At 58.6% G+C, this 13110-nt stretch carries 14 protein-coding genes; 10 read left to right on the forward strand and 4 right to left on the reverse strand.

What is annotated here, in order from left to right:
- Positions 1 to 657 precede the first annotated feature (657 nt).
- From lon to ABSG47_RS17620, 5 genes are all read left to right on the forward strand, one after another.
- A complete protein-coding gene (gene lon / locus ABSG47_RS17600) occupies positions 658 to 3057 on the forward strand; it encodes an endopeptidase La (RefSeq protein ID WP_424171010.1) in 2400 nt (799 codons plus the stop codon).
- 114 nt (positions 3058 to 3171) lie between these two features.
- A complete protein-coding gene (locus ABSG47_RS17605; protein WP_424171011.1) occupies positions 3172 to 3966 on the forward strand; it encodes a molybdenum cofactor biosynthesis protein in 795 nt (264 codons plus the stop codon).
- Between the two features lie 31 nt (positions 3967 to 3997).
- Complete coding sequence (locus ABSG47_RS17610; RefSeq protein ID WP_424171012.1) at positions 3998 to 4930, forward strand: VWA domain-containing protein; 933 nt, start codon at positions 3998 to 4000, stop codon at positions 4928 to 4930.
- Positions 4931 to 5000: 70 nt separating this feature from the next.
- Positions 5001 to 5297 carry an RNA chaperone Hfq gene (locus ABSG47_RS17615; RefSeq protein ID WP_424171013.1) on the forward strand — a complete coding sequence of 99 codons (297 nt, stop codon included), beginning with the start codon at positions 5001 to 5003 and terminating at the stop codon, positions 5295 to 5297.
- A 23-nt stretch (positions 5298 to 5320) separates the two neighbouring features.
- Entirely contained in the window at positions 5321 to 6187 is an 867-nt protein-coding gene (locus tag ABSG47_RS17620) for an inositol monophosphatase family protein (protein WP_424171014.1), read from the forward strand.
- A gap of 62 nt (positions 6188 to 6249) precedes the next feature.
- On the opposite strand, the gene ABSG47_RS17625 is transcribed toward ABSG47_RS17620, so the two are convergent.
- Positions 6250 to 7338 carry a beta propeller repeat protein gene (locus tag ABSG47_RS17625; RefSeq protein WP_424171015.1) on the reverse strand — a complete coding sequence of 363 codons (1089 nt, stop codon included), beginning with the start codon at positions 7336 to 7338 and terminating at the stop codon, positions 6250 to 6252.
- A 211-nt stretch (positions 7339 to 7549) separates the two neighbouring features.
- Here ABSG47_RS17625 and ABSG47_RS17630 point away from each other — a divergent pair, with 211 nt between their 5' ends.
- Positions 7550 to 7810, forward strand: a complete 261-nt coding sequence (locus tag ABSG47_RS17630) for a 4Fe-4S dicluster domain-containing protein (protein ID WP_424171016.1) — start codon at positions 7550 to 7552, stop codon at positions 7808 to 7810.
- 114 nt (positions 7811 to 7924) lie between these two features.
- On the opposite strand, the gene ABSG47_RS17635 is transcribed toward ABSG47_RS17630, so the two are convergent.
- Positions 7925 to 8323 carry a type II toxin-antitoxin system VapC family toxin gene (locus ABSG47_RS17635; RefSeq protein ID WP_424171017.1) on the reverse strand — a complete coding sequence of 133 codons (399 nt, stop codon included), beginning with the start codon at positions 8321 to 8323 and terminating at the stop codon, positions 7925 to 7927.
- Positions 8320 to 8622, reverse strand: coding sequence for an AbrB/MazE/SpoVT family DNA-binding domain-containing protein (locus tag ABSG47_RS17640; RefSeq protein WP_424171018.1), 303 nt, complete (start codon positions 8620 to 8622; stop codon positions 8320 to 8322). The genes ABSG47_RS17635 and ABSG47_RS17640 overlap by 4 nt, the downstream gene beginning before the upstream one ends.
- Before the next feature lie 104 nt (positions 8623 to 8726).
- On the opposite strand from ABSG47_RS17640, the gene recO reads away from it, so the two are divergent.
- Positions 8727 to 9494: a DNA repair protein RecO gene (recO, locus tag ABSG47_RS17645; protein WP_424171019.1), complete on the forward strand. Its 768-nt coding sequence runs from the start codon at positions 8727 to 8729 to the stop codon at positions 9492 to 9494.
- Here recO and ABSG47_RS17650 read toward each other — a convergent pair.
- On the reverse strand, positions 9487 to 9945 hold the full coding sequence (locus tag ABSG47_RS17650) for a hypothetical protein (RefSeq protein ID WP_424171020.1): 459 nt from the start codon (positions 9943 to 9945) through the stop codon (positions 9487 to 9489). The genes recO and ABSG47_RS17650 overlap by 8 nt on opposite strands.
- A gap of 81 nt (positions 9946 to 10026) precedes the next feature.
- Here ABSG47_RS17650 and ABSG47_RS17655 point away from each other — a divergent pair, with 81 nt between their 5' ends.
- The 3 genes from ABSG47_RS17655 to ABSG47_RS17665 form a co-directional block, all read left to right on the forward strand.
- Positions 10027 to 10983, forward strand: coding sequence for a glycine--tRNA ligase subunit alpha (locus tag ABSG47_RS17655; RefSeq protein WP_424171021.1), 957 nt, complete (start codon positions 10027 to 10029; stop codon positions 10981 to 10983).
- A 282-nt stretch (positions 10984 to 11265) separates the two neighbouring features.
- A complete protein-coding gene (gene glyS / locus ABSG47_RS17660; RefSeq protein ID WP_424171022.1) occupies positions 11266 to 12294 on the forward strand; it encodes a glycine--tRNA ligase subunit beta in 1029 nt (342 codons plus the stop codon).
- Positions 12248 to 13110 (forward strand): glycine--tRNA ligase subunit beta (locus ABSG47_RS17665; protein ID WP_424171023.1); only part of this gene is annotated, 863 nt, incomplete at its 3' end. The genes glyS and ABSG47_RS17665, both read left to right, overlap by 47 nt.

Raw genomic sequence — 13110 nt, forward strand, 5'->3', positions numbered from 1 at the left:
AAATTTCTGGGCTGCCTTGAAAGAGCTACGGCCCGAATCCTTTTTGGGATTCGGGCCGTGGCTCTTTCTTATGCTGATTCTTAGTAAAGCATAAATGGGGTTAATTGCATGCAAAGTTTCTGGAGGAGGTGGGGTTACGAAAGGGTGGTGGACTTTGGTAATGGGGAGAGACAGGGACAAGGGATATAGGGACCAGGGCAGTTCTCCTCTTGCTGTGGAGCGATCCCAGCCTGGCCGCTAAAACAAATACGCGGCCAGGGTGGGGCGTCCGAACTTTATACCTGCGGGAGAGATGCTTTAGATATTTTTTGACGGAGCTTATCAGGCTCTACAAGGCGGCAGATCGGAAGAGTTCTGCCTGTTCCGGGCCGAATGGTTCCGGCTCCGAGTGGTTTCTCTCACGAATCAAGGGCCATTGTCGATAAGTCGTTCAAGCGGCTTGGCGCATCCAAGCCGGTATCTTGCGTGGCATTGAGCCCATTTCCCGGACCAGCCAGCGAAATCTTTACGGAACGGACAGGTTGACAGGGGCGTAACTGACTGAACAGAAGCCGTATGGAGAAGTTCCGCCAGATGGCAAGAAGCGCTCAGTGGGAATTTGCAACTTTTGCCAAGGTGCGCTGTCTAATGTAGGGTAAGTTGATACGAGGACACTCAATGTCGAATGAACCTGTTGGTTCTAATGCTCCTATTGCCACCAAGAGCGGTCTGCGGCGTGTAGCCGTGCTGCCGGTGCGCGATACCGTTCTGTTTCCCCACGCCGTGCTGCCGCTGACGGTGGGCCGTGAAAGCTCCATCCAGTTGATTGAGTCTCTGGCCGAGGACCGCACGATAGCGGTGGTGGCACAAGTAGACCCGCGGCAGGATGCCCCGGCCACGGCGGATATGCACAAGGTGGGCACGCTGGCGACGGTACACAAGATTGTGAAAATGCCGAACCAGAGCCGCTTTGTGTTTACCGAGGGCGTGGACCGGGTTCGTGTGGTGCGGTATGTGCAGACCGAGCCGTTCATGGTGGCGGAAGTTGAGCCGCTGGAGGCTGACGGAACAGAGACCAGCGAGAGCCTCGAAGCCCAGGCACGCGTGGTGGTGAGCCAGTTCCAGCAGATCGTCACCGAATCCGGGACATTGAGCGATGAGCTGCGCACGATTGCCGCCAATATTGAGGATGCAGGGCGGCTGGTGGACTTTGTGGCCTCTTCGCTGCCGTTTTTGACCACGGATGACAAACAGAAGCTGCTGGAGACGCCGGGCGTGGCGGCGCGGCTAGAGTTGGTCAATACCCATCTGGCCAAGGAAATCGAGGTTCAGCAGCTTCGCAACAAGATTCAGAGCGAAGTGCAGGACCAGGTGCAGCAATCGCAGCGGGATTACTACCTGCGCGAGCAGATGAAGGCGATTCAGAAGGAGCTTGGCGATCAGGACGAAGGCCAGCGCGAGGTAGACGAGCTGCGCAAGAAGATTGACGACGCCAACATGCCGGAGGACGTGAAGAAAGAGGCTCTGAAGGAGCTGGCGCGTCTGGGCCGGATGTCTCCGATGGCGGCGGATTACTCGCTGACGCGGAATTACATTGAGTGGCTGGCAGTGCTGCCGTGGGCAAAGAGCTCCGGCGTGAAGATCGACATTTCCAAGGCCAAGGAGACGCTGGACGAGGACCACTACGAACTCAAGAAGGTGAAGGACAGAATTCTGGATTACCTTTCGGTGCTGGAGTTGAAGCCCGATATGAAGGGACCGATTCTGTGCTTCGTCGGACCTCCAGGCGTTGGCAAGACCTCGCTGGGCCGGTCGATTGCGCGCGCGCTGGGACGCAAGTTCCAGAGGGTGGCGCTGGGCGGCATGCATGATGAGGCGGAGATTCGCGGGCATCGGCGCACGTACATCGGAGCGTTGCCCGGCCAGATCATCCAAAGCATTCGCAGGGCGGAGACGAACGATCCGGTGATCATGCTGGACGAGATCGACAAGCTGGGCCGCGACTTCCGCGGCGATCCGGCGAGCGCACTGCTGGAAACGCTGGACCCGGAGCAGAACAACACCTTCCGGGATAACTACCTGGATGTGCCGTTCGATCTCTCGAAGGTGCTGTTTATTTGCACGGCGAACATGCTGGACACGGTTCCGGCGCCGCTGCTCGATCGCATGGAGATCATCCCGCTGCAGGGCTATAGCGAAGAGGAGAAGCTGCATATTGCCAATCGCTACCTGATCCCACGGCAGATTAAGGCCAACGGCATCACGGAGGAGCAGATCGAGTTTCCGGAAGCGGCGACCCGGCAGGTGATCCGGCATTACACGCGCGAGGCGGGCGTAAGAAAGCTGGAGCAGGTCATCGGTACGGTCTGCCGCAAAGAAGCCCGGCGCGTGGTGGAGGGCCAGACGGAAAAGCTGGTTGTCACGAAGGAGATTCTCAAGGACTTCCTGGGCAATATCGTGGTGCGCGTGGATACCGAAATTGCGGATCGCGTGAATCGGCCCGGCGTGGCGGTTGGCTTGGCCTGGACTCCGGCAGGCGGCGACATTCTCTTCATTGAAGCGAACAAGATGAAGGGCAAGGGCGGCTTTGCGATCACAGGCCAGATCGGCGAGGTGATGCAGGAGTCGATGCAGGCCGCGCTGACCTGGGTACGGTCGAATGCGGAGCGGCTGGGTCTGGAGCAGGACTTTACCAAGGACCTGGACCTGCACATTCACGTGCCTGCGGGAGCCATTCCCAAGGACGGGCCGAGCGCTGGCGTTACGATGGCATCGGTGCTGGTGAGCCTGCTGACCGAGACGAAGGTGCTGCCGCTGACCGCGATGACCGGCGAGATTACGCTGAGCGGAAATGTGCTTCCGGTGGGCGGAATCAAGGAGAAGTTCCTGGCGGCGCGGAGAGCGGGAGTGAAGCAGGTGATTCTGCCGGCGGAGAACCGGCAGGACGTGGAAGAGGATCTGACGCCGGAGCAGATTAACGGCGTGCAGATTCACTACGCGAAGCACATTGAAGATGTGCTGGCTGTGGCGCTGCCGCAGTTCAAGCCGCAGCCGATGGCTGTTGTTTCGGCGGCGTAAAGGCAGGGACTAGACACTTAGGAACTGGTAACTGGATAAGGCTGGCAGAGATGCCGGCCTTTTCTTTTGCTTGTGAGCTGCGTCCAAGATGTGTAGCAGTATTCTGAAAACACAATGCAAATCAAGGTACGGGCGTTTGGGGTATTGAAAGAGCGATTGGGTGAAGATGCGACTCCGGTGGAGCTGCCGGAGGGAGCAACTGTGGCAGATTTGCTCGTCCAAATCGAGAATGGAACCACGAGCCTGCGCGGAATCGCGGTGAGCGTGAATGCAGAGTATGCGCGCGCCGGGGATGTGTTGCACGAGGGCGATGAGGTGGGACTCCTGCCGCCGGTGAGCGGAGGACGCGGTCCCGAGGAACCAGCCGCAGACTCGACCACGGCGCAACCCGCTGGCCCGACTGCGGCCGAACTGAATGAATACAGCGCGATGGCGCTGCTGCTGAGCGGCGTGAAGGGGCGCGTGCCGGTTGTCTCTGTGGGGTTGCAGAGAGATCCGATTGATGCGGCAGCGCTGACCCGGCAGGCAAAGGACGCGGAAGACGGGGCGGTGGTGGTTTTTGACGGGATTGTGCGGAACAACTCGCGCGGGCGGCAGACTTTGTACCTGGAATACGAGGCCTACGAAGAGATGGCGCTGGCAAAGCTGGATGCGCTGGCGCATGAGGCGCGGGAGCGGTTCGGAGTTCGATTTGTGGGTATCGTACACAGGCTGGGAAGGCTGGGGATTGGCCAGACCAGCGTGCTGATTGTGGTGGCGAGCGCGCACCGGGCGCAGGCGTATGAGGCTTCGCGGTTTTTGATCGACACGCTGAAGAAGACAGTGCCGGTGTGGAAGAAAGAGACGTTTGAGGACGGTACGGTTTGGGCCGATGGTGAGCCGTTTCCGGAGGGAGTGGGGATTGCGTAGGTTTTTATTGTTAGCGGGAATGATGTGTGGAATGGCTGCGCCGACGATGGCGCAGAATCAGCAGCCGGAGCTGCGGATCGATACAAAGCTGGTGACGATATACACGAATGTGACCGACAAGACGGGCGCGATTGTTGGCGGGCTTACGAAGGCCGACTTCAAGATAACCGAAGATGGCAGGCCGCAGGAGATTGGGGTTTTTGAGCGCCAAAGCCAGCAGCCGCTGGCGATGACGCTGGCGATTGATACCAGTGGAAGCACGTTCAAAGACAGGGCGCTGGAGCAGGATGCATCGAAGCGCTTTATCCATGCGCTGCTGAGGCAGCAGGACCAGATGAGCCTGCTGGAGTTTGGAACGGATGTAAGGCAGCTTACGAGCTTCACGAACAAGGTGCAGGAACTGGATCGCGCGCTGGGGAATCTGCGCGGAAGCGATGCGACGGCGCTCTATGATGCGATTTACCTGGGTTCGCAGGGGCTGGCGCGCAAGGATGGGCGCAAGGTGCTGGTGCTGGTGAGCGATGGCGGCGATACGGCGAAGAGCACCACGTATGACCAGGCTCTGGAGCAGGCGCTGCGGGCCGAGGTGATGATTTATTCCATCATCGACGTGCCGATTGAAGCAAGCGCCGGACGCGATCTGGGCGGCGAGCATGCGCTGATTACGCTGGCGGAGCAGACGGGCGGCAAGAGCTTTTATGCAAATGCGGGCGGCCCAGGAGGCGTGGGTCTGGACAAGGCATTTCAGCAGGTGAGCGACGATCTGCGGACACAGTATGTGATTGGTTACTACCCCAGAAACCAGGAGCCGGGAAGAAACTTTCATCGGATCACGATAACGGTGCCGCGGGCTGGTCAGGATGCGTCGGGGCAGGATCAGTTCAATATTCGGTACAGAACGGGGTACTATGCGGATTCGCCGATGAAGGCGCGGCCCGGCGCGGGTGGGGATGGGATGGATTAGCTTCGAATAAGAATTCTCCGATCTCTGATTACTGACCCCTGATCTCTGTTTTTGCATCTAAGCTGTGTATATGACCCCTCCGATTTCTTCCCGTAGACGTTCCAAGAATCCTCCGCCTGGTGAGACCGGTCAGGAGGCGCTGTATCTGCGCTCGTTGAGTGAGCGCAAGGTGCCTGTGGCCGTAAAGCTGAGAGACGGAGAGGTGGTAAAAGGCTGGATTGAGTACTTTGACGACGGGATGCTGAGGCTGACGCGCGAGGGCAAACCGAATCTATTTATATATAAGAATCAGATACGTTCCATCAGCGAGGCGGGACGGCATCGCGCGCATGCGGACGGCGTTCGTGTTTCTTCACGCGCTGGCTGAACGATATTCCCTACAATGGAGCTATGAGCTCTGATTTCGTTTTTATTCCTAAAGCTGAAGTGATTGCGCGCGAGGCGGGTGCGCGTCTGCGCGAGTTTTACGCCACAGGCGTGACAACCGAGTACAAGGGCGCTGCTGACCTGGTGACGATTGCGGACCGCACGGTGGAGAAGCTGGTGCTGGAGCGGCTGAGCGCGGCGTTTCCTGAGCATGGCATCTATGGCGAAGAGGGCACGCGCGAGCGGCTGGACGGTGAGTTTCGCTGGTATGTAGACCCGCTGGATGGGACGACGAACTTTGCGCATTCGGTGCCGCATTTCTGTATCTCATTAGGGCTGGAACAGAGGCCGGCTGGTTTGGCCGAGAACGAGGACGGCGCGCTGGTGGCAGGCGTGATCTACGACCCGATGCGCGATGAGATGTATGTGACCGAGCGCGGCAAGGGTGCTTGGTTGAACGGAAAGCAGATTCATGCGTCGGAGACAGGGAAGCTGGAGGAGTCGCTGATCGCGACGGGATTCCCGAGCCAGAAGCGGCACAAGAGCCCGAATATCCACTTCTACCATGAGTTCACGCTGCGGTCGCATGGGGTGCGCAGGCTTGGTTCGGCTGCGCTGGACCTGGCGTATGTAGCGGCGGGGCGGTATGAGGCTTTTTGGGAGTTCAATCTGAATCCGTGGGATACGGCGGCGGGGATTCTGCTGGTGGAAGAGGCCGGTGGTAGCGTGACGGATTTCTCCGGGCAGAAGGTGAAGCTCGACAGCAAAGAAGTCCTGGCGACGAATGGGAAGATTCAGGCCGAGCTGGTGGCACTGTTTGAGGATATGTTCGCGGGACGGGATTTTGGGACGATTGTGAACCCGAAGGATTATGTGAGAGGCATGAGTTAGGAACTAGAAGCTTCTGAACTGGCAGGCCGCGCGATGCGCGGCCTGTTTTGCTTTGGTAAAAGCTATTTGGTGGCGAGAGCAGCTTTGAGGGCGGGTTCGTTGAGTTTACCGATGCGGCCATGCGGACCAACGACGAAGGGCAGCGATAGAGCATTCCAGTTTTTGTCAGCGTCGGCAGGTTCGTTGAGGGCTGAGTTGGCTTTTACGGCACGCCAGTTCTTGCCATCGTCAGTGGAGATGTCGGTGCCGTTGGGGCCGACGGTGATCCAGGTTTTGGAGGCGGCGTCATAGGCGACAGCTGAGCGATAGCCGTGGGGTTGGGTTGACGCTGCCTGCCATGATTTACCACCGTCGATGGTGAAGGCTGCTGTGCCGGAGGACTCGTCTGGCTTTAGATAGTCGCCGCCGACGGCGATGATATTTTGCCTATCTCTCATCCCCAGGGAAAAGATACCTGTGGATTCCTTGCCGGTAGCGATTGGCACATCTCGGGCCTTCTGAACAGGCACAATCTGGTCATTGCTGCCCTTGGCCAGTTGCCAGTCGAAGAAAATAACGCGTGAGCCGTGAACCCCTCCGGTGCCGAGCATGAAGTCGCGCCGGCCAAAGGAAAGTACGGACGAGTTGCTGGCGGCGAAAGCCGCTTCTCCCTCGCGAGCGGGTGGAGCGAATGTGTCGCTGCATTCACAGAACCAGCCTGGACCCACGTTGCTGATGACGACGAAGTGGCCTTTGACTGGATCGCCGACAAGCTCTCCGGCGTCCTGATTCTTGAAGACGAGCGCGTCCCAGAATCCGTCTTCGTCAGTGTTCGTGCGGAGGAGGGTCCACGAGTGGCACCCATCAGTGGTTTTATAGAGGCGCGAGAGATCGCCCTTACCGCTGGACATGACGATGGCGGTGTTGGCGTCGAAGGCCTGGATGCCGCGGAAGTCCAGCTTTTCTGCTCCGGGCGGAATGGAGCAGGTTTGCCATTCAAAGCCGCCATCCTCTGTACGCAGCACCGTTCCATCAGTGCCTGAAGCCCATGCAACGCCGCCGCCGAGAGAGTGAATTCCGCGCAAGCTGGCGGTGGTGTTCGAGTTCTCCAGCGTCCACTGGGAGTGAGCCGTTGCCGCCGCCAGCGCTATCGCACTGAGCACAATCATCATTCGCATGGCGACAAGTGTAGCGGAATGCCGGCCACAAAGACACAAAGGATAACGGACAAAAAAGGTCTTGATTCAAGAGGATGAGAGCTAGTGGCAATCGCGATTCCACATGGCAAAACGCGCGCGATAGAGAGTCACTCAGCGCGTGGGGTTCTGTGCTATTCTCACGGTCGAGAGCAAGACTTTCTGCGGTAATTTTGGAGAAGACCTGATGGCATACGTAATTGCAGAACCCTGTATCGGCACCAAGGACACCGCCTGCGTGGACGCCTGTCCGGTCGATTGCATCCACCCCAAGAAGGACGAAGATGGCAATGCCACGGCGGATCAGCTTTTCATCGATCCGGTTGAGTGCATCGACTGCGGCGCATGCGTGCCGGCCTGCCCGGTTTCAGCCATCTTTGCCGTCGATGATCTGCCGGAGAAGTGGGCGCACTTTACAGAGAAGAACTCCGCACACTTCGGCCGCTAGTGCTGCGCGCACGGCGAACTGCGCGCTTCGCGCGCCATCCGTGCTGAAGTAGTGAGTTGTGACATGAATACGCATCCTGCTTGTGCGGGATGCGTATTTGTTTTTGCGGGACAGTTAAGATGGCAGCAATTCCATGCCGAGGTCGCGTGCCGCGATCTTATCGAAAGTGACGACTTTGGAGCATCCTGCCGCTTGCGCCGAGGCTGCGATCATGCATTCGCCGAAGTCTGCTTTCTTTTCGAGATAAAGCGCGAGCGCATGCGCCACAGTTTCTTGCTCTTCGACGATCACGGTTGGCAGCCCAATCAGGTTGAAGAGGATCTCCGCTAAGCCGCCCCGGTCAAAATCGTATTTGCTGCGTAGCACCCACTCGACTTCCAGGATGTTTGTAATGCTGATCCATGCTGGCTTTTTCTCGCTTAGCGATTGAAAGACCTTTTTTGCTTGTTGAAACTGCACCGGGTCATCCTGCACAAAGAGTCGGATGAGAATGTTCGTATCAAGGCCGATCATGCGGCTTGCTTTCTATTGCGCTTTGAGCGGCGGCGAGCGGCAGGGTTCATGGTTTTATCGTCCTGTGCGGACAGATACTCCCCAATGGCGTTCTTCATCTCTTCGACCGGCACTGGAGAACCTGACCAGGGAACCCGGCCAGCGAGATCCGCAAGTGTGCTCGTGCGCCGAACACGGAATGAACCATTCTCTGCAGGGAGAAAGATTACGCCATCGCCAGGTCCCACTCCGAGGGCTTTTCTTAGCTCCGCAGGCAGCGTGATCTGACCCTTCGATGTGATTTTTGCCTTGTACACCATTCGTTCTCCTTACTTCAGTAAATCTTACCTTACTTATTGCACTGTTGCCTTACTTTTTAGATGTATGTAAGGGATGATGATCCCGGATGCGATGATGGAGTTCGATGAGTGTACTCACTTCCGATGCGGTAATTTTGCGAACGTGGCCGGTGCAGGAGGCTGACTTGATTGTCAGCTTCTTTACGCGCGACTACGGCAAGCTGCGCGGAGTGGCGAAGGCCGCATTGAAAAGCCGAAAGCGCTTTGGCGGGGCGCTGGAGCCGATGACGGTGGCGCGGGCGTGGTTTGTGGAGCGTCCGCGGCAGGAGCTGGGACGGCTGGATCAGTTGGAAATTCTGAGCTCGCCGCTCTCGGATGCGGTGGATGTGGCGCGGATGACGGCGCTCAGCTTTTATGCCGAGGTGCTGGATGAGGCGCTGCCTGAGCACGATCCGCAGGAGACTGTGTACCGCCTGCTCATGGGCGTGCTGGCGCATACAAGTGCAGCGGAACAGTCTTCCACAGCGGAACCACAGCCCGGCGGACCCTTGATGCCGGTGACGTACTTTGCGCTATGGATGACGCGGCTGATGGGGCTATTGCCGGGTCTGGGGCATTGCACGGTGTGTGGAGAAGAGCTGGTGGCGGGCGAGATCAGCTTCAGTGGATATGCGGATGGGCTGTTCTGCGGAGTTCATGCGCAAGGGAATGCGCTGTGCGAGGACTCATGGAGGCTGGCGCAGCGGATGTTGAAGCAGCCGGTAGCGGCGTTTGCCAGTGAGCCCTGGCCGCGGCGGCGAGGGCAGGACCTGCGGCGCTTTGCGGTGCAGGCGCTGGAGCGGCACCTGGAGAAGAAGTTGAAGAGCGCGGAGGCGCTGGCGCGGCTTAGTTGACGGACTTGAGCGCGGCGGCGGCTCTCTCGGCCTTTTGCTGCAGCGCTTCTTCTTTGGCTTTGATGGCGTCTTCCTTGGCCTTTTCCGCAGCGGCTAGCTCGCGGGCCTTCTCCTCGGTGTCGAGCTGGTTGATGCGGCTCTGAATGCGCGTGATGGAATCGCGGTCGTAGCTGAGGACTTCCGCGGCCTGGGGATTGCCGGTGAGGCGGTCAATGCGCCGCTGGTGCCAGCGGACGAGCTTGACGAGCCCGTCCATCGAATCCCATGCCTGCTTCTCAACTTCAGACTCATGCTGAATGGTCTGCTGAAGCTGAGCGTGAAGCTGCTGCTGGCCCTGTTGAGCAGCGGAAGGCGGAGCGGTAACGGGGGCAGTATCGGCGCGCCAGACGGTCCAGGCAATGACGCCTGCAAGGGCGGCAACCGCGAGTACGATGAGGCCAAGGATTCGCATCGAATCCAGTTTATCGTGCGCCGGAAAGCGATGCGCAGGCTGGTAGAATCGGCATGAGTTCCTACCTGTGAGAGAGTGCTTGTGTCTTCATCTGTTAGCGCCGTGAAGGCGGCGAGTTCCGCGCTTACGTTTCAAGACTTGCTCTTCCGCCTGCAGCGTTTCTGGGCTGAGCGGGGATGCGTGCTGCAGCAGCCGTATGACGTGGAAGTGGGCGCGGGGACGATGGCGCCGGAGACCTTTCTGCGCGTGCTTTCGGCCAAGCCGTACCGCGTGGGCTATGCGCAGCCAAGCCGCCGTCCGGCGGATGGGCGCTACGGCGAAAATCCGAACCGGCTCTTCAAACACACGCAGTTTCAGCTGATTTTGAAGCCCCCACCGGTCAATGTGCAGGAGCTGTATCTGCAATCGTTGGAAGCGATTGGGATTGATCTGCGCAAGCATGACTTGAAGTTTGAAGAAGACAACTGGGAGTGGCCCGCGGGCGGCGCGTGGGGCGTGGGCTGGCAGGTCATGCTCGACGGTCTGGAGATTACGCAGTTTACCTACTTCCAGCAGTGCGGCGGGCAGGATCTGGACCCCATCTGCGCGGAACTGACGTATGGTCTTGAGCGAATTGCGGCGTTCATTCAGGATGTGGATTCGATCTACGACATTGTCTGGGCCCGCAATCCGGACACCGGCGCTGAGGTGACCTACGGCGATGTGCGCCTCGAAGAGGAGCTGCAGTTCTCGGTTTACAACTTTGAATACGCGGATGTGCCAAAGCTTTGGGAGCACTTCAATGCCTATGAAGCCGAGGGTAAGGCGCTGCTGGAGCAGGCCGGAAAGCTTTTAGCGGACGAGACAGCCAGTCCAAAAGATAAGAACAGATTTCCCCTGCTGGCGGCCTATGAGCTGGCGCTGAAGTGCTCAAACCTGTTCAACCTGCTGGATGCGCGAGGCGCAGTGAGCGTGACGGAGCGCGTCGGCGTGATCGGGCGCATTCGGGCTCTCGTCGTCGGAGTAGCCAAAGCCTATGCGTTGCAACAGGCCGCATAGGTTTCACCTACCACTGGGTGCCCCACGTCCCTCGCATTTGGGGACCTGGGATAGCACTCCCGTAAACTTGAGCTTTGTAACAGGGCGCGGCTTTAGCCGTGCCGAATAGACTGACGAATCGACTTCGGCTTGTTTTGTAACAGGGCACGACTTTAGTCGTGCCGAAAATGACTGAAAAACGATCGGGCTTTAGCCCCTGAGGGATGCTTTTTGCGGTGTAATGCACTCGAAAAGGATTCGTCAGACACTACCTGGCCCCCGCGGGCATGATGAAAGACGAAAATGGCTGACTTTCTGTTGGAAATTGGGCTCGACGAAATCCCGGCGCGCATGATCGCCGGTGCCGAGGCGGAGCTGGGCCGGCGCGTGACGGAGCTGCTCACGCGCGAGCGGCTGCTGAGTGAGGGCGCAATCGTAAAGACCTATTCGACGCCGCGACGGCTGGCTGTTTTGGCTGAAGGTGTATTGGCCGGGCAGGCGGATACGGAAGAGCAGTTAACCGGACCATCCTGGAAGGTGGCATTCAAGGATGGCGCGCCGACAGCCGCAGCGGAGGCCTTTGCAAAGAAGGCCGGCGTGGCAGTGGATGCGCTTGAAAAGGTGACGACGCCCAAGGGTGAGTACGTTGGCGCGAAGGTGCAGCGCAAGGGGCGCTCGACGGCGGAGATCCTTGCCAGCGATCTGCCAAAGGAAGTCCTCTCCATCTACTGGGCCAAAAATATGTACTGGCGCGCGGGCAAGCCGGAGCGGTTTGTGAGGCCGCTGCGCTGGTTGGTGGCGCTGCTCGATGAGGCTGTGGTTCCGCTGGAGATTGCGGGGATCGCGGCGGGACGCACGAGCCGTGGACATCGCATTCTGCATGGGGAAAAGCCGGTTGAGATTGCATCGGCTGGCGGGTATTTTGAGGCGCTGCGCAGGGCCAAAGTGGTTGTTGGTGTTTCCGAGCGCAGCCATTTGATTCGCAAAGCCTTGGATAAGGCGACGCGGACTGTGCCGGGAGCACGCTGGCGCGAGGATGAGCCGCTGGTCGAGACTGTGACGCACCTGACGGAGTGGCCGAGCGTAATCCTCGGCGACTTTGAAGCCGAGTATCTGTCGCTGCCGGAAGAGGTTCTGGTAACGGTGATGCGCGACCACCAGAAGTATTTCGCCGTAGAAAATGCCGAGGGCAAATTGGCTCCGCATTTTCTGGCCGTGCTGAATACTGCTGAATACAGAAGTGGATGCCGAAGGCGAAGCGATTATCCGGCACGGGAATGCGAAGGTGCTGCGGGCACGGTTCAAGGACGCGCAGTTCTTCTGGGATTTTGACCAGAAAGTTCCGCTGACGGAGCGGGTGGAGAGCCTGAAAGCTGTGACTTTCCATAAGGAACTGGGAAGCTATCACTGGAAGACCGAACAGAATCTAGCCATCGCAAAGGCGCTCGCAGAGAAAGCCAAGGCAGGTGGCGCGTCCTTTCATGAAGAGGCACTGCTGAAGGCTGCGGAGCTGGCGAAGACTGACCTGACGACGGAGCTGGTGAAAGAATTCACCGAGCTGCAGGGCGTCATTGGCGGTCTGTATGCGCGGAAGCAAAAATTAGGTGAGCGCGCGGCGCTTGCAATCTACGAGCAATACATCCCGGCATCGACGGAAGATGACATTCCGGTTTCGGTCGAAGGGCAGCTGCTCGGGCTGGCGGACAGAATTCAGACCATTACTGCGATGTTTGGGATTGGGCAGGTACCGACAGGATCGAAGGACCCGTTCGCATTGCGGCGGGCGGCTAACGCGATTGTGAAGATTCTTGCGGAGTCGGAACTGCCGTTGACGATGGGCGATGTATTCGAAGTCAGCGCCGACATTGCTGTACCAGAGCAGGTTGACACTACTGCCTTTCTTCTTGAGCGGGTTGAATTTTATCTCAAGGATGTGCGCGGATTTACCTACGATGTAGTGAAGGCAGTGGCGGGTTGGTGGAGTGACATACGAGATTGTGTTGCTCGGGCTCAAGCGTTGACGGCGGTGCGCGGCGGCGAGGATTTTGCGGCGGTGTCGGCGGCGTTCAAACGCATCAAGAACATTCTGCGGCAAGCCGAAGAGAAGAAGTTTGAGATTGGCGCGGTGGATGGAACGAAGCTTGCGCC

Origin of the sequence: Occallatibacter sp. (assembly GCF_049510455.1) — a bacterium.
GTDB lineage: Bacteria > Acidobacteriota > Terriglobia > Terriglobales > Acidobacteriaceae > Telmatobacter.